Below are 20580 nucleotides of genomic sequence, written 5' to 3' on the forward strand. Positions count from 1 at the left end.
TTTTTATATTTGTGAAAAGATAGAATCCGAACAGGAGATGCAAACCAACCAAAAACCGATAGAGCTATGAACGTTAACAAAATTATGGCGGAACTCGAGCGCAAGCACCCCGGCGAAAGCGAATACCTGCAAGCCGTGCGCGAAGTTCTGATGACCGTGGAGGATGCTTACAACCAGCACCCGGAATTCGAGGCAAACCGCATCGCCGAACGCATCGTGGAACCCGACCGAACCTTCACGTTCAAGGTCGTATGGGTCGACGACAAGGGCGACGTGCAGGTGAACACGGGCTACCGCGTGCAGTTCAACAACGCCATCGGCCCCTACAAGGGCGGACTGCGCTTCCACCCCTCGGTGAACCCCTCGATCCTGAAGTTCCTCGGTTTCGAGCAGATCTTCAAGAACGCGCTGACGACCCTTCCGATGGGCGGCGCGAAGGGCGGTTCGGATTTCAACCCCAAAGGCAAGTCGGACCGTGAGGTGATGCGCTTCTGCCAGGCCTTCATGACCGAACTGTGGCGTCACATCGGTCCGCAGACCGACGTTCCGGCAGGCGACATCGGCGTCGGCGGACGCGAAATCGGCTATCTCTACGGCATGTACCGCAAGCTGGCCCAGGAGAACACCGGCGTGCTGACGGGCAAGGGCATGACCTACGGCGGTTCGCTGATCCGTCCCGAGGCGACGGGCTTCGGAGCCGTCTATTTCCTGCGTCAGATGCTCGAAAAGGCCGGCATGGACATCAAGGGCCAGACCATCGCCATCTCGGGCTTCGGCAACGTGGCCTGGGGCGCGGCGACGAAGGCCACGGAACTGGGCGCCAAGGTGGTGACGATCTCGGGTCCCGACGGATACATCTACGATCCTGCGGGTCTCGACGCCGAGAAGATCGCCTACATGCTCGAACTGCGCGCGTCGAACAACGACGTGGTGGAACCCTACGCCAAGAAATTCCCCGGCTCGCAGTTCTTCGCGGGCAAGAAACCGTGGGAGGTCAAGGTGGACATCGCCATGCCGTGCGCCACGCAGAACGAGCTGGACGGCGAGGACGCCAAACGGCTGCTGGCCAACGGCGTGAAAGTCGTGGCCGAGGTTTCGAACATGGGCTGCCGCCCGGAGGCCATCGACGCCTTCATCGCGGCGAAGATTCCCTACGGACCGGGCAAGGCCGTGAACGCCGGCGGCGTGGCCACGTCGGGTCTCGAAATGACGCAGAACTCGCAGAAGCTCAACTGGACGGCCGAGGAGGTCGACGCCAAGCTGCACCAGATCATGTCGTCGATCCACCACGCCTGCGTGGAGTACGGCACCGAGAAGGACGGCTACCTCAACTACATGAAGGGCGCGAACATCGCGGGCTTTATGAAAGTCGCCAAGTCGATGGTCGAGCAGGGAGTCATATAGGCCGATTTTTTTCCATGAAAAAAGACGAACTCTCTTCAAGTTCGCCTTTTTTGTCCCCCCCCTGCATCTATAAATAATATAATGCAAGCTGCGCCCCTGAATTGGAAGGAACAGTACATTTTTGAGAAAAAACACGACACGGAGAAACACGTCAGATATTAAACCGATGCGTCCATATATCTTATTAATCAGCCTCGCGCTGTCATCGTGCGCCGCTTCGCAGTGTCCGCAGCTTTACATGAACCGGACGCGGGGTTCCGCCCCGTGTTATTTCACCGACGAATACGGCCACGCCGTTTTCGGGAATGCCCGTTACGAAGACGCCCGGCAGTTTATCGGCGACCGGGCCGCCGTACGGCTCAACGGCAAATGGGGGTTCATCGACCCCTCGGGCGCAACGGCCGTCCCCCTGCAATACGACTGGTGCGGCAGTTTCGGGGAATACGGGTTCGACAAGAGCGTCGCGATGGTCAAAAACGAAGTCGACAAATTCAAAGTGCCGATTCTCTCGGATTGCCCAACGGCCCTGATCGACCGGAAAGGCAACCGGGTCACGCCGTTCTACGGGTTCATCTTCCCGGTCCGGGACAAGGTGGCGTTCGTGAACGACGGTCGCACGGATTTCGCGGACACCCGGTTGCAGAACCTGGGCTTCGCCGACGGGAAATGGGGCTGCATCGATCCGAAAGGCCGCCTCGTCGTGCCGTGCGTCTATGAGCTGGCGTACCTGCTCATAGCCACCCCCGGATTCACAATCGTCCGGCGCGACGGCAAGTGGGGCGTGCTGAACGACCGCGGCCGACCGATCGTCCCGTGCGTCTACGACGCTGTTTATTACAAAGAAGGGCATACCGTTATCGACACGCAGGCCGACACGGCAGAAGCCGGAAAGAGCGTCGCGGCTCCGAACGGCGGTTTCCGGGAAAAACTGCTCTACATGCAGAAAGAGGGCGAAACAGAGATTTTCACCGAGAAAGGCAGACGGGTGCGCGGTCAATAAACGCCGCGGCCAATAAATAAAAAAAGCCAATCCCCGGCGGGGATTGGCTTTTTCGGTATCGGCTTTAGAAACCAGCCGGATGGAAGCGCAGGAGCAGCTCGGAAACGCCGCCGCCCACGCCCCTGAAACCCGTTTTACAAACGGGCCTTGATGGCTTTCGAAGCCTCCTCGTAGCCGGGTTTGTCCAGCAGGGCGAACATGTTCTTCTTGTAGGCCTCGACGCCCGGCTGGTCGAAGGGATTCACGCCCAGCATATAGCCGCTGATGCCGCAGGCCTTCTCGAAGAAGTACAGCAGGCCGCCGATCACGCTCTCCGAGATTTCGGGAATCTCGATGCGGATATTCGGCACGCCGCCGTCCACGTGGGCCAGCTGAACGCCCAGCTCGGCCATGCGGTTGACCTCCGAAATGCGCTTCCCGGCCAGGAAGTTCAGCCCGTCGAGGTTCTCCCCGTCAGCCTCGATCAGCACTTCGGCGGCGGGTTTGGCCACCGAAATGATCGTCTCGAACAGGGTGCGCTCGCCGTCCTGGATATACTGGCCCATCGAGTGCAGGTCGGCCGTCAGCGTGACGCTCGCCGGGAAGATGCCCTTGCCCTCCTTGCCCTCGCTCTCGCCGTAGAGCTGTTTCCACCACTCGTTGATATATTGCAGTTTAGGTTCGTAGGAACCCAGAATCTCGATCTTCTTGCCTCCGTCGTAGAGGATGTTGCGCACGGCGGCGTAGACGGCTGCCGGATTCTCCTTGAAAGCAACGCCTTCGGCCGTGGCCTTCTCCATCTCCTGCGCACCGCGGACAAGGGCCGCGATGTCCACGCCGGCGACGGCCAGCGGCAGCAGCCCCACGGGGGTCAGCACCGAGAAACGTCCGCCCACATCGTCGGGAATGACGAACGTCGGGTATCCCTCCTGCGTGGCGAGCGTCTTCAACGCCCCGCGCGCCTTGTCGGTGATGGCCACGATACGCTCCGCAGCCTCCTTCTTGCCGTAACGCTTCTCGATCTCGGCCTTTATGAGGCGGAACGCGATGGCCGGCTCGGTCGTCGTGCCCGACTTCGAAATCACGATGGCGGCGATCGAATGCTCCTTCAGCGCGGCGAGCAGTTCGGCGGTGTAATCCTCCGAAATGTTCTGTCCGGCGAAAATGACCGTGGGGTCCTTCTGCTCCTTGTGCAGCAGTTTGAAGGGGTCGCTCATGGCTTCGAGCACGGCCTTGGCGCCGAGGTACGAGCCGCCGATGCCGATGCAGACGACCACGTCGGCCTTCGAGCGCAGTTTCGCAGCCTCCTTCCGGATGGCGTCGATCTCGTTCTCCGAAATCGAGGAGGGGAGGTGCACCCAACCCAGAAAATCGTTGCCGGCGCCTTTGCCCGAATGCAGCAGGGCATTGGCGGCCTGCGCTTTGGCCTCGATGTCGGCGGAAATTTCAATGCCCGTCTTGGCAATGTCCAATTTCACATTTTTCATCATATCGCTAACTAAATTAATTTGGTTGTCAGTTCCTGCATGCACCTGCGCGCCGAGGCGCCCTCGTAGAGCACCCGGTAAACCATGTCGGCGATGGGCATGTCGACCCGGTGGCGGAAGTTGATGTGACGGATGCAGTCGGCCGCGAAATAGCCCTCGGCGACCATCGTCATCTCGTTCAGGGCGCTCTTGACGGTACAGCCGTGGCCGATGAGCAGCCCCAGCCGGCGGTTGCGGCTGTAAGTCGAATAGCAGGTCACCAGCAGGTCGCCCAGATAGGCCGAGACCTGCGTGTTGCGCTCATCGGGATAACTCTCCTCCAGGAAACGCGTCATCTCGCCCGCCGCATTGGCGATCAGCACGGCCAGAAAATTGTCGCCGTAGCCCAGCCCCACGGCGATGCCGACCGAAAGGGCGTAGATATTCTTGAGAATTGCGGCGTATTCGACGCCATAGAGATCCGCGGAATAGCTGAAGCAAATGTTCTCCCCGGCAAAGCGTTCGCCGATGCGCCGCGCGTTTTCGGGATCGGCGCAGACGACCGTGAGGTACGAAAGCTTGCCGCGCGAGACCTCCTCGGCGTGCGAAGGCCCGGTCACCAGCCCGATCTGCCTATACGACAGCCCGTAATGGTCGTGGATGTACTCCACGACGGTCTGATAGTCGCCCGGGACGATGCCCTTGATGGCCGAAACGACGAATTTGTCACGGAGCGGAACGGTCAGCGGGGCGAGGAAATCCTTGAGGTAGGCCGAAGGCGTGGCGAGGATCACGATGTCGGCGTCGCGCACCACGGCGTCAAGGTCGGAAGAGGGGGCGATGCTGTTGCGGTCGAACTCCAGATCGTTCAGATAGCGGGGGTTGCGGCCGTCCGAGCACAGCGATTCGAGCACCTCGGGATTGCGGACATACCACCCTACGCGCCGGCCGTTGGCTGCAAGCAGTCCGACGATGGCCGTCGCCCAGCTTCCATAGCCGATGACCGCACAGCGGGCGTCGGTTCCGATTTTGTATTCCATGCGGAGATTCAGTTTTTCCAGCACAAATGTAATTAAAAAAAATCAGAATAAAATACAAAAAGTTCCGGGGCTTTTTGCTACCTTTGTCGGGATATGTCATCCGCCGAAGCCCGAAGCGGCGTCGCGGGTGCGTATCGGATTGAGAATAAAGCATTTCACGAAACAGAACAGTTGGGTGTAGGAATATGGGAATTTTTTCATTGACACAGGAGTTGGCCATCGACCTCGGAACGGCCAACACGCTGATAATTTACAACGGAAAGGTCGTCGTCGACGAACCTTCGATCGTGGCGCTGGACGTCCACACGGGCAAACTCGTGGCCATCGGCCAGCAGGCCCGCCAGATGCACGAGAAGACCAACCCGAACATCAAAACCATCCGTCCGCTCAAAGACGGCGTGATCGCCGACTTCAACGCCACGGAGCTGATGCTGCGCGGCATGATCAAGAAGGTCAAGACCTCGGGCAGCCTCTTCGCACCCTCGCTGCGCATGGTGATCTGCATTCCCTCCGGGTCGACCAACGTCGAAATACGCGCCGTGCGCGACTCGGCCGAACACGCCGGAGGGCGCGAAGTCTACATGATCTACGAACCGATGGCCGCGGCGCTCGGCGCGGGTCTCGACGTGGAGGCCCCCGAAGGCAACATGGTCATCGACATCGGCGGCGGCACGTCGGAGATCGCCTGCATCTCGCTGGGGGGCATCGTCTGCTCGGAGTCGATCAACACCGCGGGCGACGTCTTCACCAACGACATCCAGAGCTACGTCCGCCAGCAGCACAACATCCGCATCGGCGAACGCACGGCCGAGGCGATCAAATGTTCGATCGGCGCCGCCGTTTCGGACCTGGAGCAGGAGCCCGAGGACTTCGTCGTGACGGGTCCCAACATGCTGACCGCACTGCCCCAGACCGTGTCGCTCTCGTACAGCGAAATCGCCTACGCGCTGGAAAAGTCGCTCACGAAGATCGACGCGGCGCTGATGAAGGTGCTCGAATCCATGCCGCCCGAGCTGTACGCCGACATCGTGAAGAACGGCATCTACCTCGCCGGCGGCGGCGCGCTGATCAAGGGACTCGACCGGCGGCTGAACGAAAAGACCGGCATTCCGTTCCACATCGCCGAAGACCCGCTGCGGGCCATCGCCCGCGGAACGGGAATCGCGCTGAAGAATATCAACCGGTTCTCGTTCCTGATGAAGTGATTCTTGCGATAACGGCCGTCTTCCGCACGTCGTTCGCCCTCCGGTGCAGTCACATACCCGAGTATGCCCCTGCACCGCCGACTTCGCGAAGCCCGAAATACGGTTCGTTCCGACAAGAATCGGATAAATTGACAAATACGGATTGCGGGCCTTGGTCCGCAATCTTAAATTAAGGAACTGCTTTGCGCAAACTGTTCGAGTTCATACGAAGCATCTACGTCGTGGTGCTGTTCGTGGCGTTGGAGGTCGCGGCCATCAGCTACTACGCCCACTCCACCCACTACACCCAGGCCCGGCTGCTCGCACGGTCGAACCAGGTGGCGGGAGGCGTGCACGGATTTTTCGCGGGCATAAGGCGTTACTTCAGCCTCGGACACGAAAACCGGCTGCTGCTGGGCCGCGTCGCACAGCTCGAAGAGCGGCTCGCCCAGTACGAGGAGGCCGAAACCAACGCGCGGCTGGACAGCTATATGCAGGACATCGGCGAATCGAAATACCGCTTCGTCACGGCATCGGTCGTGGCCAACACGGTCAACCGGGCGCAGAACCTCATCACGCTCAACCGCGGACGTCAGGACGGCGTGGTCGAAGAGATGGCCGTCCTCTCGCCCGACGGCGCGATGGCCGGCTACGTCGTCGACTGCACGGAACGCTACGCCGTGGCGATGTCGGTGCTGAACACCTCGTTCCGGGCCAGCGGCAAGCTCGCCGACGCCGAATATTACGGCTCGATCTATTGGGACGGGCTGGACCAGAACGTGGTGATCCTCGGCGAGCTGTCGAAATACGCCGACCCGAAGCCCGGACAGGAGGTCGTGACGACCGGATTCTCGCAGTATTTTCCCGCCGACGTGCTGATCGGCTGGGTCGAGAGCGCCTCGCTCAACGAGACCCGCACGGCCTACACGGTACGGGTGCGGCTCGCAGCCGAAATGTCGCGGCTGAACGAAGTCGTGCTGGTCGGCAACCGCGACTTCTACGAAATCCGCAACCTGCAGCAAAGCGAACAAATCGAACAACACACCCGGAACGACTAAATGTACCGCACACTACCATATCTCGGACTTTTCGCGGCGGCGGCGCTGCTTCAGGTTTTCCTGTTCGACAACCTGACCATCAGCATCTACCTCAACCCGCTCGTATACATCGTCTTCATCGCCCTGCTGCCGCTCGACACGCCGCCCGCGGCAGTTCTGGGCGCCGGACTGGCGCTGGGCGTCACGATGGACTTCGCCATGGGCGCGGCGGGGATCAACACGATCGCCACGCTGCTGATCGCCTTCCTGCGCCCGACCCTCGCCGGCATGATCTGCGGCCGCGACAACGTCCGCGAAGGGGGCATCCCCTCGTCGGCGCGCCTGGGCGAACGAAAGTTCATCACCTACCTCGTGGCGCTGACGCTCGTGCATCACGCCGTATTCTTTTCGCTGGAGGCCCTTTCGTGGACCCACGCGCTCCATACGCTGCTGCGCATCGTCGTCAGCACGGCGGTATCGGCGGGCTTCATCTGGATCATCGCCCGCATCTTCACCGCCAAAATCCCCGTGCGCATATGAGAAACTCCGAGAGTTTCATGCGGATGCGCACCCTGCAAGTCATCGTCCTGCTGATCTTCGCGCTGATCGTCGGACGGCTGGCCTACATCCAGCTCTTCGATTCGCGCTACGACGATCTGGCGCGCGCCAACGTGCTGCGCCACGTCGTGCAGTACCCGCCGCGCGGCGAGGTCTTCGACCGCAACGGCGAATATCTGGTGCAGAGCCGCGAATGCTACGACCTGATGGTCATATCGAGCGAAATCGGCAAACAGGGCTTCGACACGGCCCGCATGTGCGACGTGCTGGGACTTTCGCGCGCCCGGCTCGAACGCGAACTGGCCAACGCGCGGATGCGTCCGCGGGCGCCGCGGCTGATTATGAACTACATCTCCAAGGAGGACAAACTGCGCTTCGACGAGTGCAACTTCCGGGGGTTCTACACCGTCTACCGCACCGTCCGCCGGTATCCCCGCGAAGTGGGCGGCAACCTGCTGGGGTATGTGAGCGAGGTGAACCCCGACTACCTGAAGCGCAACCCCGAATACAAGACGGGCGACTACGTAGGGATGAACGGCGTGGAGTCAGCCTACGAGCCGCAGCTCCGGGGCCGCAAGGGCGTCCGGATTCAGGAGATCGACACCCACGGGGCGATCAAGGGTTCCTACATGAACGGCCGCTACGACTCGGTTCCCGAACCGGGACGCTATCTGGTGAGCACCATCGACGCCCGCCTGCAACTGCTGGGCGAGGAGCTGATGCGCGGCAAGGTGGGAGCCGCGGTGGCCATCGAGCCTTCGACGGGCGAAATCCTGATGATGGTCTCCTCGCCGACGTACGATCCGGACGAACTGGTGGGGCGCGAGCGGGGCAACAACTACATGAAGATGCTCTACAACAAGCGCAAGCCGCTGTTCAACCGTGCGGTGAAGGCCAAATATCCCCCGGGGTCGACCTTCAAGCTGGTGCAGGGGCTGATCGGCCTTCAGGAAGGGGTGCTCCGGCCTTCGGACCTGCACTCCTGCCACATGGGCTACCAGGCGGGCCGCCTGAAGATGGCCTGCCACGCCCACGCCTCGCCGCTGGACCTGCGCTTCGCGGTGGCGACCTCGTGCAACGCCTACTTCTGCTACGTCTTCCGCGACATCCTCGACAACCCCAAATACGGAAGCGTGAAGGAGGGTTACGACGTCTGGAAACAATATGTCGAGAGCTTCGGATTCGGGCGCAAGCTGGGTTCGGACTTCCTCGACGAGGGCAACGGATACGTGCCCGACCGCGCCTACTACGACCGCCAGTACCGGGGTTCGTGGAACTCGCTCACGGTGCTGTCGCTCTCGATCGGGCAGGATGCGCTGGGCTGCACGCCGTTGCAGCTGGCCAATCTGGCGTGCATCGTGGCCAACCGCGGCTACTACTACATCCCGCACATCGTGAAGAAGATCGAAGGACAGGACTCGCTCGACGCGCGTTTCTACGAACGCCACTACACGATGGTCGAGCCGAAACACTTCGAACCCATCGTCGAGGGCATGTGGCGGGGCGTGAACGTCGGGGGAACCTCGACCCGCGCCCGGCTCGAAGGATTGGACGTCTGCGGCAAGACCGGAACGGCCGAAAACCCGCGCGGCCGCGACCACTCGACCTTTCTCTCGTTCGCACCGAAGGACAATCCGAAGATCGCCATTTCGGTCTACGTCGAAAACGGCGGATTCGGCGCCTCGGCGGCCCTGCCGATCGCCAGCCTGCTGGAAGAGTACTACCTGACGGACACGATCCGCAGGCCCGAACTGCTGCAATACATCAAGGACATGAACATCTATTATCCCGCTTATGACAAATAACCGGCATAACGGCATCTTTTACGGCGTGGACGGCTGGACCGTCCTGCTCTACGTGCTGATCGTCGCGGCGGGATGGATCTCGATCACTTCGGCGTCGTACGACGACAGCGCGGCCGACCTGCTCTCGTTCTCGCACTTCTACATGAAGCAGCTGATGTGGATCGGCATGGCGTGGGTCACGGCGATCATCGTCCTGCTGCTCGACGAACGGTTCTACCACATGTTCGCCTACCCGGCCTATCTGGGCGGCATCGCGCTGCTCGTGGCCGCGCTGCTCTTCGGCCGCGAGGTCAACGGCGCGAAGGCGTGGTTCGAGTTCGGGTCGCTGCGCGTGCAGCCCGTGGAGTTCGCCAAGATCGCCACGGCCCTGGCCCTGGCCCGCGTGATGAGCGAATACTCCTTCTCGATCAACCGCGCGGGCGACCTGATGAAGGTCGCCGTGGTGATCTGCATTCCGCTCTTCATCATCATCCTGCAGAACGACACCGGATCGGGCATCGTGCTGGGGTCGTTCCTTTTCGTGCTCTACCGCGAAGGGCTGAACAAATGGCTCTGCATCCCGGTGCTGCTGATCGCCGCGCTGTTCATCGTCTCGTTCCTTCTCTCGCCGATGACGCTGCTCGTGGCGCTGATTCTGGTCTGCACGCTCTCCGAGGCGATGATGAACGGCCAGTGGCGTTCGCGCCTCGTGTTCCTGGCCGCGGTGATGCTGTCGGCCATCCTGCTGTGCCTCGTGATGGCGCTGATCGCCCCCGGAACGCTCGATCTCTACCACAGCCTGCTCACAACGACCCTCGCGGCCGTGGTCTTCGCTGCCGTATACGCCTACCGCTCGAATCTCGCCAACATCTTCATCACGCTGGGACTGTTCGTCGGTTCGCTCGTCTTCCTGCCCACCACCGACTACATCTTCAATTCGATCCTCAAACAGCACCAGCGCGACCGTATATTGAGTTTCCTGGGCATCATCAGCGACCCGCTCGGAACCGACTACAACGTCAACCAGGCGAAAATCGCCATCGGCTCGGGCAACTTCTGGGGCAAGGGCTTCCTCGAAGGGACCCAGATCAAATACGGGTTCGTCCCCGAAAAGCACACCGACTTCATCTTCTGCACCGTGGGCGAGGAGTGGGGATTCCTCGGCTCGGTCGTGGTGCTGACGCTGCTGTGCCTGCTGATCCTGCGGCTGATGCGCATGGGCGAACGGCAGCAGGAGCCGTTCGGACGCATCTACTGCTACTGCGTGGCGGCGATCCTGCTGTTCCACGTGCTGGTCAACGTGGGCATGACCATCGGCCTGATGCCCGTGATGGGCATTCCGCTGCCGTTTATGAGCTACGGAGGCTCGTCGCTCATCGCCTTCACGATCCTGCTGTTCATCGCCGTGCGGCTCGACGCCTCGACACGACAATTTTCCGTACACAAACTATAATACCCGATGATTCGCTACAACCCCAAAGGACTGACTACCCCGCAAATCGACGAAAGCCGCCGGCGTCACGGCGACAATGTCATCACCCCGCCGAAGGACGATTCGGCCTGGCGCCTGCTGCTGGAAAAATTCCGCGACCCGATCATCCGCATCCTTCTGCTGGCCGCCGTGCTGTCGCTCATCATCGGATTCGTCCACAAGGACTTCACCGAATCGGTGGGCATCATCTGCGCCATCATCCTCGCCACCTGCGTCGGATTCTGGTTCGAATGGGACGCCCAGCGGCGTTTCCGGAGGCTCAACCAGGTGAACGACGACATCCCCGTGAAGGTGATGCGCGAAGGGTCGATCCGCGAAATTCCGCGACGCGACGTGGTCACGGGCGACGTGGTCTACATCGAGAGCGGCGAGACGATTCCCGCCGACGGCGAACTGGTCGAGGCCGTATCGCTGAAAATCAACGAATCGACGCTCACGGGCGAACCCGAGGTGGACAAGACGGTCAACGAAGCCGACTTCGACCCCGAGGCGACCTATCCCTCGAACGCGGTGCTGCGCGGCACGACCGTGGCGGACGGGTACGGCGTGATGGTCGTAACGGCCGTGGGCGATGCGACCGAAGCCGGACGCGTCACGGAGCAGTCGACCGTGCAGAGCGAAGAGCAGACGCCCCTCGACCGTCAGCTGACGCGCCTCTCGCGTCTGATCGGCCGGCTGGGCATCCTCCTTTCGGCGCTTATCTTCTGCGTGATGCTCGGAAAGGCGATCTTCGCGGGCGGGCTGCTCGAGAGCGACTGGCTGACCATCTCGCAGCACGTGCTGCAAATCTTCATGGTTTCGGTGGCCATCATCGTCATGGCCGTGCCCGAAGGGCTTCCGATGTCGATTACGCTGTCGCTGGCGATGTCCATGCGACGGATGCTGAAGACCAACAACCTCGTGCGCAAAATGCACGCCTGCGAGACGATGGGCGCCGTGACGGTCATCTGCACCGACAAGACCGGCACGCTGACCCAGAACCGCATGCACGTGCAGGAACTGATCCGCTACGACACGCTTCCCGCACGGGAATTCGCCGAGGTCGTGGCCCTGAACACCACGGCGTTCCTCGACGCCGAAGGCCATATCATCGGCAACCCCACGGAAGGGGCCTTGCTCGAATGGATGCGCGCCGGAGGCGAGGACTACGAACCGCTGCGCGCCGAAGCGAAGATCGTCAACCGGCTGACCTTCTCGACCGAACGCAAATACATGGCGACGATCATCGAAAGCGGCATCTCGGGCCGCCGCATCCTCTGTGTGAAGGGCGCCCCGGAGATCGTGCGCACGATGTGCGCCCCGGACGGCAAGGACGCGCAGGTCGCCGAACAGCTCCTCGGGTTCCAGAGCCGCGCCATGCGCACGCTGGCCGTGGCGTGGGCGGAAACCGCGTCGGACGACTGCCTCGAAGCGGTCAAGGCGGGCGGGCTGCACTTCGCGGCGGTGGCCGCCATCTCGGACCCCGTGCGCGAGGACGTTCCGGCGGCCGTCGCACGCTGCCTGGAGGCGGGAATCGGCATCAAGATCGTCACGGGCGACACCCCGGCCACGGCGCGCGAAATCGCCCGCCAGATCGGGCTGTGGAACGACGCCGCGGATGGCGAACGGAACCACATCACCGGCACGGAGTTCGCCGCCATGAGCGACGAGGAGCTGCAGGGACGCGTGCAGGAGCTGAAGATCATGTCCCGGGCCAGGCCGCTGGACAAGCAGCGTCTCGTCAAGCTGTTGCAGCAGCGCGGCGAGGTGGTGGCCGTGACGGGCGACGGCACGAACGACGCCCCAGCGCTCAATTTCGCCAACGTGGGTCTTTCGATGGGCTCGGGAACCTCCGTGGCGAAGGACGCCTCGGACATCACGCTGCTGGACGACTCGTTCGCCTCGATCGCCACGGCCGTCATGTGGGGGCGTTCGCTCTACCGCAATATCCAGCGTTTCGTGCTGTTCCAGCTGACGATCAACTTCGCGGCCATCACCATCTGCTTCATCGGCGCGTTGTTCGGAACCGACATGCCGCTCACGGTGGTGCAGATTCTCTGGGTGAACATCATCATGGACACCTTCGCGGCGATGGCCATGGCCTCGCTGCCGCCCAACCCCGAAGTGATGCGCGACAAACCGCGCCCGAGGGACGAATTCATCATCACCCCCGCCATGGCCCGCACCCTCTTCACGTGCGGCGCGGCGATGGTGGTCGTACTGCTGGGAATGCTCTTCCGGTGGACGATCCTGCAAGGCGGACTCACGGTGGAGCAACTGACCGTGTTCTTCTCGACGTTCGTCTTCCTCCAGTTCTGGAACATGTTCAACGCCAAGGGATTCGAGACGCGCCATTCGGTCTTCACATGTCTCGGCGGCTGCCGCGAATTCTTCCTGATCCTCGCGGCGATCGGCGTGGGACAGGTGCTGATCGTGGAATTCGGAGGCGAGGTGTTCCGCACCGAACCGCTCTCGTGGATGCAATGGGCCGAGGTGATCGGATTCACCTCGCTGCTGGCTGTCGGCGGCGAAATCATCCGTGCAATCCACAGAAAAAGAAAACAGTTGCGATAAAATACGATGCTCAAACGCCTGACCGCCGCCTGCCTGCTCTCATTCGCGGGCCTGGGAGCAGCGGCGCAATTACCGGACAGCGCAGACATGAGCGCCGGAGGGGAGTTCCGACGGCGCATCGACCGCCACACCTCGACAAAAGCCTACCGCATGCTCTTCGTCGGCACGCCGCTGATCGTGGGCGGCGTCGTGATGCAGCCTACGATTCCGACTTCCGGCGTCTGCGCAACGGGTACAGCCGTTCGTTCCGCCACGACTACGACGACTGGCTCCAGTACGCTCCCGCCGGGGCGATGGTGGCCCTGAAAGCCTGCGGCGTCAGGGGACGCAGTTCATGGGGCCGCATGCTGGTCTCCGACGCCTTTTCGGCGGGACTCATGGCCATCGGGGTCAACTCGCTCAAATACTCCTGCCGTGTGATGCGCCCCGACGGATCGTCGCGCAACTCCTTCCCCTCGGGGCATACGGCGACGGCCTTCATGGCCGCCACGATGCTCCACAAGGAGTACGGCCACCGCAGCCCGTGGTACAGCATCGGGGGCTACACCGTGGCGACGGTCACGGGCGTCACCCGTCAGCTCAACAACCGGCACTGGATGAGCGACATCATGGTCGGAGCCGGTATCGGCATCCTCGCCACGGAGCTGGGATATTTCCTCGCAGACCTGATTTTCAAGGAGAAGGGGCTGAACGTCACGGAAACCTACTCGGTCTACGACCGCTGCCGCCGGCCGTCGTTCCTCGGGTTCAGCCTCGGATTCTCGACCGTCCCCGGAAGCTACACGCCCTACCCCGGGATGCACATGCAGTTCCTCTCGGGGCCGGCCGTCTCGGTGCAGGGCGCCTGGTTCGCAACGCCCTACTGGGGTTTCGGCGGCCGCATGTCGTGCACCAACCTGCGCGTGAAAGTCAACGGCGTGGCGCAGAACGACAATCTGGAGTGTGCGTCGATGTACGCGGGACCCTATTTTTCCCACCCCTTTTCGATGCGGTGGCTCGTGGGCGCCAAACTGCTCGGAGGGTGCGAGATCTACAAACCGTGCCGCACGGATTTCCGCAGGCTGGAAAGACGCGCCGGATTCTCCTTCGGAACCGGGCTTTCGACCACTTACCTCGCCACGCAAAACCTCGGCGTGCGCTTCTCGACCGATTACGACGTCGCACCTCCCGTGGTGCGTTCGTCGCGCGAACGGCTTCACAAGCTCACCTTCAGCATGGAGGTCTGCGCGGTATTCTGAAACGCAAAGGGCCCTTACAGGAACGACTCCCCCTGCGCGGCGCTGCGCAGCCGCCCGGCCGTGACGCCGTCCTTCACCGCAGCAGGGATCGCCACCCCGGAATAGACCGAGACGACGCCGTCCTTCAGCGCGCGGAGCCGCAGTTCCCGCTTCGTCATTTTTTCAACCGCATAGCTGCTGTCCCACGGCGTACCGTCGGCATAGGTCCCCGAAAGCACCTGCCCGGTCGCCGGATCGCCGACAAGGGCGTAGGTCCCGGTGAACCGGGCGTACCCGAACGTCCCGATACTCTGGTAAAGGGTGAATGTCCCGTCTTCGCCGAGTTGCAGGTAAACCGTTCCGGTCAAGGCCGTACCGTCCTTCCAGCGGGTCAGCATCCAGCCGTCGTAGTTCGCCTCGTCCTCACCGCCGCCCTTGTCTCCGCCGCAGCCGACAGCCAGCAGAGCCGCGGCCGCCACGGCAAAAAGGCTCAATCCGATTTTCATACCCAAGGCCGTCCCGCTCCTGGTTTCCGCAAAGACGGATTACAAATATAGGGATTGGAACCCGAAATCCAAAGCAGAGCTGCAAAAATCCCCGGCGGCAGATGAAACAGGCGCCCGTTGGCACAAAAAATGCACGTTCCGGACTGCGGCTTTCCCCCGGCAACACATTATGAAACTGCGTCTCGGTCTGATACTTCTGTTATTCGCGGCATCGGCAGGCATTCTTGCCTGGATGTACTACGCTGCGACGCGCGAACCCCGGTCGCCGAAGGGTTCGCCGTGGGCCGAAACGCTCGCCGACCTGGACGCCTGCTGCCGCCGCAAACACGTCAAATCGGTGCAATACGACCATTTCGCAGGCATCGCGGCCGACGAAAAGCGCCACACGGCCGAACGGCTGTTCCGGGCCATGGCCTTCTCCGAGCGGTTGCAGGAGAACAACTGCGCGACGGCGATCCTCCATCTCGGAGGTCATTACACGCCCCCGGGGAAGATCATCATTTTCGGCGGCACGACCGACGGCAACCTCGAACGGAGCGTCGCCTACGAACGACAGGCCCACGCCGGACGCTCCGGAGCCGACATCCGCCGGGCGATGGAGCGCGGCAACCGCTATGCGGCGCGCATACTGACCTGGGCCTCGGCGGGAGACATGCGGAACATCGCCCTGCTGGAACGCTGCCGGCAGGAAGGACGCAACGCCCCGGACACGGGCCGGTTCGCAGTCTGCCCGAACTGCGGCAACCTCTATCCGTCGGAATACGCCGACTGGTACTGCCCCGCCTGCCTGACGGAGGGAAAAAGGTTCGTCCTCTTCGAGTGAGCCATGCTACATAGGGGGGGGGAACGAAGCGAGGCACGAACCGGTAATCCCGTCCGTGCCTCGCAGGTACAAGGGCAAAAACGCCCCGTGAAATCAGCGACTACTCCTCGTCGGCGTCCTTCATGGTGTGGTATACGTTCACCACGTCGTCGTCCTCTTCGAGTTTCTCGACCAGCTTCTCGACCGATTCGCGGCCTTCGGCGTCAAGCTCCTTCACGTCGGAGGGGATACGCACCGACTCGCCCGAGACGATCTCGAAGCCCTTGTCGTCGAGCCACTTCTGGATGGCGCCGAACGATTCGTAGGGGGCGTAAACCGTGATTCCGTCCTCCTCGGAGTAGAACTCGTCGACCCCCAGGTCGATCATCTCCAGCTCCAGCTCCTCGGGATCGACACCCTCGGCGGCGCGGAACTTGAAGACGCACTTGTGGTCGAACAGGAAGCCCACCGAGCCGCTGTTGCCCAGCGTGCCGCCGCATTTGTTGAAATACATGCGCACGTTGGCCACGGTGCGGTTGGTGTTGTCGGTGGCCGTTTCGACGAGGAACGCAATGCCGTGAGGGCCGTATCCCTCGTAGATCACCTCCTTGTAGTCGGCGGCATCCTTCTCGGTGGCGCGCTTGATGGCCCGTTCGATGTTCTCCTTGGGCATGTTCTCGGCCTTGGCGTTCTGAATCAGAATGCGCAGGCGGGTGTTGCCCGACGGGTCGGAACCTCCGGCCTTGACGGCGATCTCGATCTCTTTGCCCAACTTGGTGAAGGTGCGGGCCATGTGACCCCAGCGTTTCATTTTTCGCGCTTTGCGATACTCAAAGGCTCTTCCCATAAGATTATCGTTTTTTTTCGGATTTTTTCGTTCGTGGTGCAAAGGTATAAAATTCGGAGTTAAAAATTAAAGATTAAAAATTAAAAATTACTTTTGTACCGTATAAAAACACCTGAATCTATGGAGATCAAAAGTCGTTTCGACCATTTCAACATCAACGTAACGGACCTCGACCGCAGCATCGCCTTCTACGACAAGGCCCTCGGGCTGCGGGAAACGGGCCGCAAAGAGGCCTCCGACGGAGGATTCACGCTGGTCTATCTGGGCGACGGACAAAGCCCCTTCCGCCTGGAGCTTACCTGGCTGCGCGACCACGCCGCCGCGCCCTACGAGCTGGGCGAGAACGAGAGCCACCTCTGCATGCGCGTGGCGGACGACTACGACGCCGTGCGCGAGCACCACCGCGCCATGGGCTGCGTCTGTTACGAAAACCACGACATGGGGCTTTACTTCATCAACGACCCCGACGACTACTGGATCGAAATATTACCCCTGAAATAACCGCCATGCAGACGCAAACCGAAATGCAGAGGGAGGTCGACGAGGCCGTGCGCACGATGCGCGCGGGCGGCATCATCCTCTACCCCACCGACACGGTCTGGGGACTGGGCTGCGACGCCACCTCCTCCGCCGCCGTGGAGCGGATATACCGTCTCAAGCGGAGCGGGAACAAGAAATCAATGCTCGTGCTGTGCGCCTCGGCCGACATGATCGTCCGCTACGTCAACAAGGCCCCGGGAATCGCCTTCGAGGTGATGGAGCTGGCCACCTCGCCCCTGACGGCCATCCTGCCGGGCGCCGCGGGGCTTGCCGAAAACCTCATCCCCGACGAAGGGACGCTCGGCGTGCGCATCCCCGACCACGAATTCTGCCGCCGGATGCTCCGCGCCCTGGGACGGCCCATCGTCTCGACCTCGGCCAACATCTCGGGCGAAGCGACGCCCGTGGGATTGCAGGACGTGGCCCGCGAGATCATCGACGGCGTGGATTTCGTCGTCAACCCCCGTTTCGAAGGCAAACCGACCCGCAAGGCGTCGTCGATCATCGCGTTCGGCGAAGGCGGCGAGGTGAAAATCATCCGCGAATAAGATGGCGCGCACGCTCGAAACCCCGATTCAGAAACGGTTCTCCGACGTGGACCCCTTTCAGCACGTGAACAACGTCTCGCAGCAGATGTATTTCGACGTGGGCAAGATGGAGTTCTACGAAAAGGTGCTGGGCGCGGAGGTGCTGCTCGCAGACCTGCGGATTCTCACCGTCTCGACCTCGACCTCCTACCTGGGGCAGGTCAGGATGCACGACCCCGTGCGGGTGACGACCACCTGCGAACGGGTGGGAACGAAGAGCCTGACGCTCTTCCAGCAGCTGCTCGCCGGCGGCGAGGTGCGCAGCGAAAGCCGCTCGGTGATGGTCGTCTTCGACTTCGCACGCCAGCGGAGCGAACCGGTTCCCGACGCCTGGCGCGAACGGCTGCTGGCCGATTAGTGTTCCAGCCGTCCGTCGCTGCGCAGTTTCGGCAGGCCGTGGCGGACATAATACTTATAGCCTACCACCACGAGGATGACGCCCGCGAAGATGAAGACCGAGGCGGTGATGTTCGCAGCGTCGAAATGCGCCTGTCCGCGCGTAATGGCCAGGATGCCCGCGATCACGGGCTGGATGTAGCGGTAAAGCGCCGTGTGCACCGAGGTCAGCTTCTCCGTGCCGCGGTAGAGCAGGTACATGGGCAGGACGGTTCCCAGAATGAGGATATAGCCCAGTTCGGCCTGCGCAAACAGCGGAAGCCGCAGAAACGGTACGTGGTCGATGTATTTCCAGAAGAAGGGCGCCGTTATGGCCAGCCCGATGATGTAGTACCACCCCATCACGACCAGCGTGCCCAGCTTCTCCAGCTGCGGCTTGATAATCACCGTATTGACGGCGATGGCCACCACGGCCGCCAGCACGAACAGGTTGCCCTGGGCGCGGCTGCCGTGGGTAAGCGAGAAGCCGTCGCCGAGAATCAGGATTCCGGCGCCGACGAGTGCGCAGACCACCCCCACGACACGCGTCCCGATATACTTGCGCGGGTGCATCAGGTGATCCATGATCAGCGTGAAGGCCGGGCCGAGCGTGGCGATGACCGAGGCGTCGATGGGCGTGGTGTAAGACGACCCCCAGAGCAGCATGTACATCCAGCCGTAGACGATCAGCAACGTGACAATCAGAATGTTGCCCGCATCGCGCCACGTAATGCGGTAGGAGTAGCGGGAGAAAAGGGCGAAGGGGATGAAGAAAACCGCCGCCGAAAGCACCTGCAACATGAATATCTGCTGGAAATCGAGGTAATTGCGCGTGAGGGAGACGTAGAACGAAAAATTCGCTCCGAAAAACACATTGGCGAAAACCAGGTCGAGATTATAGCGCGTTTTACTCACAAAAAGAAAACCGGGCAATTATCGCACCGAATTTTACCTTATATTTGCCCCGGCCAAAAGCCGGGATTCAAGGGCGGCGGCCGAAATCGAGATTCGGAAACGGATCGGCGCCCGCCCCGCTTCAGACCCCCGCTTCTCGAACGGGCTACGAAAGATGGACAAAGGAAAACTGAAAGGACATGCGGCCCTGTGGGTCGCCAACATCGTCTGGGGACTCAACGCCCCGATCGGCAAAAGCGTGCTCTGGTCCGAGGCCAACCCCGGAGGGGTCAACCCCTTCGCGCTGAGCGTCTACCGCATGGTGGGCGCGGCGCTGCTGTTCTGGACGGTCTCGCTGCTGCTGCCCCGCGAACGGGTCGCCCGGCGCGACATCGCGCTGCTGCTCCTGGCCTCCGTCTTCGGCATCCAGCTCAACCAGATGCTGTTCCTGTGGGGGCTGTCGCTCACCTCGCCCATCGACACGTCGATCATCGCCACGGTGGTCCCCGTGCTGACGATGGTGCTGGCGACGCTGTTCCTGCGCGAGCCGATCACGTGGCTGAAGGCCGGGGGCGTCTTTCTGGGATGCGCCGGGGCGCTGATCCTGATTCTCGTGAGCCAGCACGGCACAGGACACTCGTCGAGCGTCATGGGCGACGTGCTGTGCATCGTCAGCGCCGTCAGCTACGCCACCTACCTCACGGCCTTCCGCAACGTGATCGTCCGCTACTCGCCCGTGACGACGATGAAGTGGATGTTCCTCTTTGCCGCCATAGTCGCCGTGGTGATCTACTACCGTCCGCTGACCGCGGTCGACTACGCCGGGCTGGCGCCCCGGACCTGGGCCGGAATCGGTTACGTCGTGGTCTGCTCCACGTTCCTCTCCTACCTGATGGTTCCCATCGGCCAGCACCACCTGCGGCCCACGGTCGTGTCGATGTACAACTACGTGCAGCCCGTCGTGGCGGTGCTGTTCACCGTGGCGATCAGACTCGACACCTTCGGATTCACCAAGGCCGGAGCCGCGCTGTGCGTCTTCGCGGGGGTATGGCTGGTAACCAAGTCGAAATCCCGGGCGCAGCTCGACGCCGACCGCCTGAAAGGCGGCAATTAGCCCCTCCCCGGCGACGGCAGCCGCCCCTTCCGCGCCCCTGAAAAAGAGCGTTTCCGAACAGCCGGGGCGAATGCTCCCCGAACCAAAAGGCGAACCCCGCGGGGTTCGGTATTTGTAGGTAAGAGAAAATGCAGAAAAGAGTAAATATCTTGTTTACAGGTATTTAATTCTCTGTTCTGCATCTGTTCCGAGCAATAAAAT

Annotated in this window: 20 protein-coding genes; 15 read left to right on the top strand and 5 right to left on the bottom strand. The window is 61.8% G+C overall.

Features of this window, described 5'->3' with window-relative positions:
* Positions 1 to 66 precede the first annotated feature (66 nt).
* Together gdhA and BHV64_RS03495 are read left to right on the top strand one after the other, a co-directional pair.
* Complete coding sequence (gene gdhA / locus BHV64_RS03490; RefSeq protein ID WP_217727659.1) at positions 67 to 1404, top strand: NADP-specific glutamate dehydrogenase; 1338 nt, start codon at positions 67 to 69, stop codon at positions 1402 to 1404.
* A gap of 166 nt (positions 1405 to 1570) precedes the next feature.
* A complete protein-coding gene (locus BHV64_RS03495; RefSeq protein WP_217727658.1) occupies positions 1571 to 2404 on the top strand; it encodes a WG repeat-containing protein in 834 nt (277 codons plus the stop codon).
* A 134-nt stretch (positions 2405 to 2538) separates the two neighbouring features.
* Here the strand turns inward: BHV64_RS03495 and BHV64_RS03500 are convergent, their stop codons facing one another.
* Positions 2539 to 3870, bottom strand: a complete 1332-nt coding sequence (locus BHV64_RS03500) for a glucose-6-phosphate isomerase (protein ID WP_217727657.1) — start codon at positions 3868 to 3870, stop codon at positions 2539 to 2541.
* 11 nt (positions 3871 to 3881) lie between these two features.
* Positions 3882 to 4889, bottom strand: a complete 1008-nt coding sequence (locus BHV64_RS03505; protein WP_195285808.1) for an NAD(P)H-dependent glycerol-3-phosphate dehydrogenase — start codon at positions 4887 to 4889, stop codon at positions 3882 to 3884.
* Positions 4890 to 5074: 185 nt separating this feature from the next.
* Here BHV64_RS03505 and BHV64_RS03510 point away from each other — a divergent pair, with 185 nt between their 5' ends.
* From BHV64_RS03510 to BHV64_RS03545, 8 genes are all read left to right on the top strand, one after another.
* Entirely contained in the window at positions 5075 to 6094 is a 1020-nt protein-coding gene (locus BHV64_RS03510) for a rod shape-determining protein (protein WP_010266755.1), read from the top strand.
* Positions 6095 to 6276: 182 nt separating this feature from the next.
* A complete protein-coding gene (mreC, locus tag BHV64_RS03515) occupies positions 6277 to 7131 on the top strand; it encodes a rod shape-determining protein MreC (RefSeq protein ID WP_044054443.1) in 855 nt (284 codons plus the stop codon).
* Positions 7132 to 7650 (top strand): rod shape-determining protein MreD, encoded by a 519-nt coding sequence (locus BHV64_RS03520; RefSeq protein ID WP_147620984.1) that lies wholly within the window; start codon positions 7132 to 7134, stop codon positions 7648 to 7650.
* Positions 7647 to 9473 (top strand): peptidoglycan D,D-transpeptidase FtsI family protein, encoded by a 1827-nt coding sequence (locus BHV64_RS03525; protein WP_217727656.1) that lies wholly within the window; start codon positions 7647 to 7649, stop codon positions 9471 to 9473. Before BHV64_RS03520 ends, BHV64_RS03525 begins: the two co-directional genes overlap by 4 nt.
* A complete protein-coding gene (rodA, locus tag BHV64_RS03530) occupies positions 9463 to 10905 on the top strand; it encodes a rod shape-determining protein RodA (RefSeq protein ID WP_015547281.1) in 1443 nt (480 codons plus the stop codon). The genes BHV64_RS03525 and rodA overlap by 11 nt, the downstream gene beginning before the upstream one ends.
* A 6-nt stretch (positions 10906 to 10911) precedes the next feature.
* Positions 10912 to 13497, top strand: coding sequence for a calcium-translocating P-type ATPase, PMCA-type (locus tag BHV64_RS03535; protein ID WP_118406789.1), 2586 nt, complete (start codon positions 10912 to 10914; stop codon positions 13495 to 13497).
* A 6-nt stretch (positions 13498 to 13503) separates the two neighbouring features.
* Positions 13504 to 13803: a hypothetical protein gene (locus tag BHV64_RS03540; RefSeq protein ID WP_288115561.1), complete on the top strand. Its 300-nt coding sequence runs from the start codon at positions 13504 to 13506 to the stop codon at positions 13801 to 13803.
* The gene (locus tag BHV64_RS03545; protein ID WP_288115562.1) at positions 13791 to 14735 is read left to right on the top strand and encodes a phosphatase PAP2 family protein; all 945 of its coding nucleotides are present in this window, start codon (positions 13791 to 13793) and stop codon (positions 14733 to 14735) included. Before BHV64_RS03540 ends, BHV64_RS03545 begins: the two co-directional genes overlap by 13 nt.
* A gap of 14 nt (positions 14736 to 14749) precedes the next feature.
* On the opposite strand, the gene BHV64_RS03550 is transcribed toward BHV64_RS03545, so the two are convergent.
* Positions 14750 to 15220 carry a hypothetical protein gene (locus BHV64_RS03550; RefSeq protein ID WP_022061238.1) on the bottom strand — a complete coding sequence of 157 codons (471 nt, stop codon included), beginning with the start codon at positions 15218 to 15220 and terminating at the stop codon, positions 14750 to 14752.
* A gap of 169 nt (positions 15221 to 15389) precedes the next feature.
* On the opposite strand from BHV64_RS03550, the gene BHV64_RS03555 reads away from it, so the two are divergent.
* Positions 15390 to 16043, top strand: coding sequence for a rubrerythrin family protein (locus BHV64_RS03555; RefSeq protein ID WP_217727654.1), 654 nt, complete (start codon positions 15390 to 15392; stop codon positions 16041 to 16043).
* Positions 16044 to 16143: 100 nt separating this feature from the next.
* On the opposite strand, the gene BHV64_RS03560 is transcribed toward BHV64_RS03555, so the two are convergent.
* The gene (locus BHV64_RS03560) at positions 16144 to 16869 is read right to left on the bottom strand and encodes a YebC/PmpR family DNA-binding transcriptional regulator (protein WP_022061236.1); all 726 of its coding nucleotides are present in this window, start codon (positions 16867 to 16869) and stop codon (positions 16144 to 16146) included.
* Positions 16870 to 16989: 120 nt separating this feature from the next.
* On the opposite strand from BHV64_RS03560, the gene BHV64_RS03565 reads away from it, so the two are divergent.
* Genes BHV64_RS03565 through BHV64_RS03575 form a run of 3 tightly spaced genes read left to right on the top strand, consistent with a single transcriptional unit; the run spans position 16990 to position 18354 of the window.
* Entirely contained in the window at positions 16990 to 17370 is a 381-nt protein-coding gene (locus BHV64_RS03565) for a VOC family protein (protein ID WP_288115563.1), read from the top strand.
* Positions 17371 to 17375: 5 nt separating this feature from the next.
* On the top strand, positions 17376 to 17957 hold the full coding sequence (locus BHV64_RS03570; RefSeq protein ID WP_138266178.1) for an L-threonylcarbamoyladenylate synthase: 582 nt from the start codon (positions 17376 to 17378) through the stop codon (positions 17955 to 17957).
* Between the two features lies 1 nt (position 17958).
* The gene (locus BHV64_RS03575) at positions 17959 to 18354 is read left to right on the top strand and encodes an acyl-CoA thioesterase (protein ID WP_022061234.1); all 396 of its coding nucleotides are present in this window, start codon (positions 17959 to 17961) and stop codon (positions 18352 to 18354) included.
* On the opposite strand, the gene BHV64_RS03580 is transcribed toward BHV64_RS03575, so the two are convergent.
* Positions 18351 to 19259: a DMT family transporter gene (locus BHV64_RS03580; RefSeq protein ID WP_147620998.1), complete on the bottom strand. Its 909-nt coding sequence runs from the start codon at positions 19257 to 19259 to the stop codon at positions 18351 to 18353. The genes BHV64_RS03575 and BHV64_RS03580 overlap by 4 nt on opposite strands.
* Before the next feature lie 181 nt (positions 19260 to 19440).
* Between BHV64_RS03580 and BHV64_RS03585 the strand changes: the two genes are divergently transcribed.
* Positions 19441 to 20379: a DMT family transporter gene (locus tag BHV64_RS03585; protein WP_217727653.1), complete on the top strand. Its 939-nt coding sequence runs from the start codon at positions 19441 to 19443 to the stop codon at positions 20377 to 20379.
* The last annotated feature ends 201 nt before the right edge of the window (positions 20380 to 20580 follow it).

It is taken from the genome of Alistipes sp. 56_sp_Nov_56_25 (genome assembly GCF_001915285.1).
Taxonomy (GTDB): Bacteria; Bacteroidota; Bacteroidia; order Bacteroidales; family Rikenellaceae; genus Alistipes; species Alistipes shahii.

What these genes read in the sequence shown, in the direction of transcription:
- gdhA (WP_217727659.1), top strand. Translation starts at nt 67, where the DNA reads ATGAACGTTAACAAAATTATGGCGGAACTCGAGCGCAAGCACCCCGGC.
- BHV64_RS03495 (WP_217727658.1), top strand. Translation starts at nt 1,571, where the DNA reads ATGCGTCCATATATCTTATTAATCAGCCTCGCGCTGTCATCGTGCGCC.
- BHV64_RS03500 (WP_217727657.1), bottom strand. Translation starts at nt 3,870, where the DNA reads ATGAAAAATGTGAAATTGGACATTGCCAAGACGGGCATTGAAATTTCC.
- BHV64_RS03505 (WP_195285808.1), bottom strand. Translation starts at nt 4,889, where the DNA reads ATGGAATACAAAATCGGAACCGACGCCCGCTGTGCGGTCATCGGCTAT.
- BHV64_RS03510 (WP_010266755.1), top strand. Translation starts at nt 5,075, where the DNA reads ATGGGAATTTTTTCATTGACACAGGAGTTGGCCATCGACCTCGGAACG.
- BHV64_RS03520 (WP_147620984.1), top strand. Translation starts at nt 7,132, where the DNA reads ATGTACCGCACACTACCATATCTCGGACTTTTCGCGGCGGCGGCGCTG.
- BHV64_RS03525 (WP_217727656.1), top strand. Translation starts at nt 7,647, where the DNA reads ATGAGAAACTCCGAGAGTTTCATGCGGATGCGCACCCTGCAAGTCATC.
- rodA (WP_015547281.1), top strand. Translation starts at nt 9,463, where the DNA reads ATGACAAATAACCGGCATAACGGCATCTTTTACGGCGTGGACGGCTGG.
- BHV64_RS03535 (WP_118406789.1), top strand. Translation starts at nt 10,912, where the DNA reads ATGATTCGCTACAACCCCAAAGGACTGACTACCCCGCAAATCGACGAA.
- BHV64_RS03540 (WP_288115561.1), top strand. Translation starts at nt 13,504, where the DNA reads ATGCTCAAACGCCTGACCGCCGCCTGCCTGCTCTCATTCGCGGGCCTG.
- BHV64_RS03545 (WP_288115562.1), top strand. Translation starts at nt 13,791, where the DNA reads ATGGTGGCCCTGAAAGCCTGCGGCGTCAGGGGACGCAGTTCATGGGGC.
- BHV64_RS03550 (WP_022061238.1), bottom strand. Translation starts at nt 15,220, where the DNA reads ATGAAAATCGGATTGAGCCTTTTTGCCGTGGCGGCCGCGGCTCTGCTG.
- BHV64_RS03555 (WP_217727654.1), top strand. Translation starts at nt 15,390, where the DNA reads ATGAAACTGCGTCTCGGTCTGATACTTCTGTTATTCGCGGCATCGGCA.
- BHV64_RS03560 (WP_022061236.1), bottom strand. Translation starts at nt 16,869, where the DNA reads ATGGGAAGAGCCTTTGAGTATCGCAAAGCGCGAAAAATGAAACGCTGG.
- BHV64_RS03565 (WP_288115563.1), top strand. Translation starts at nt 16,990, where the DNA reads ATGGAGATCAAAAGTCGTTTCGACCATTTCAACATCAACGTAACGGAC.
- BHV64_RS03570 (WP_138266178.1), top strand. Translation starts at nt 17,376, where the DNA reads ATGCAGACGCAAACCGAAATGCAGAGGGAGGTCGACGAGGCCGTGCGC.
- BHV64_RS03575 (WP_022061234.1), top strand. Translation starts at nt 17,959, where the DNA reads ATGGCGCGCACGCTCGAAACCCCGATTCAGAAACGGTTCTCCGACGTG.
- BHV64_RS03585 (WP_217727653.1), top strand. Translation starts at nt 19,441, where the DNA reads ATGGACAAAGGAAAACTGAAAGGACATGCGGCCCTGTGGGTCGCCAAC.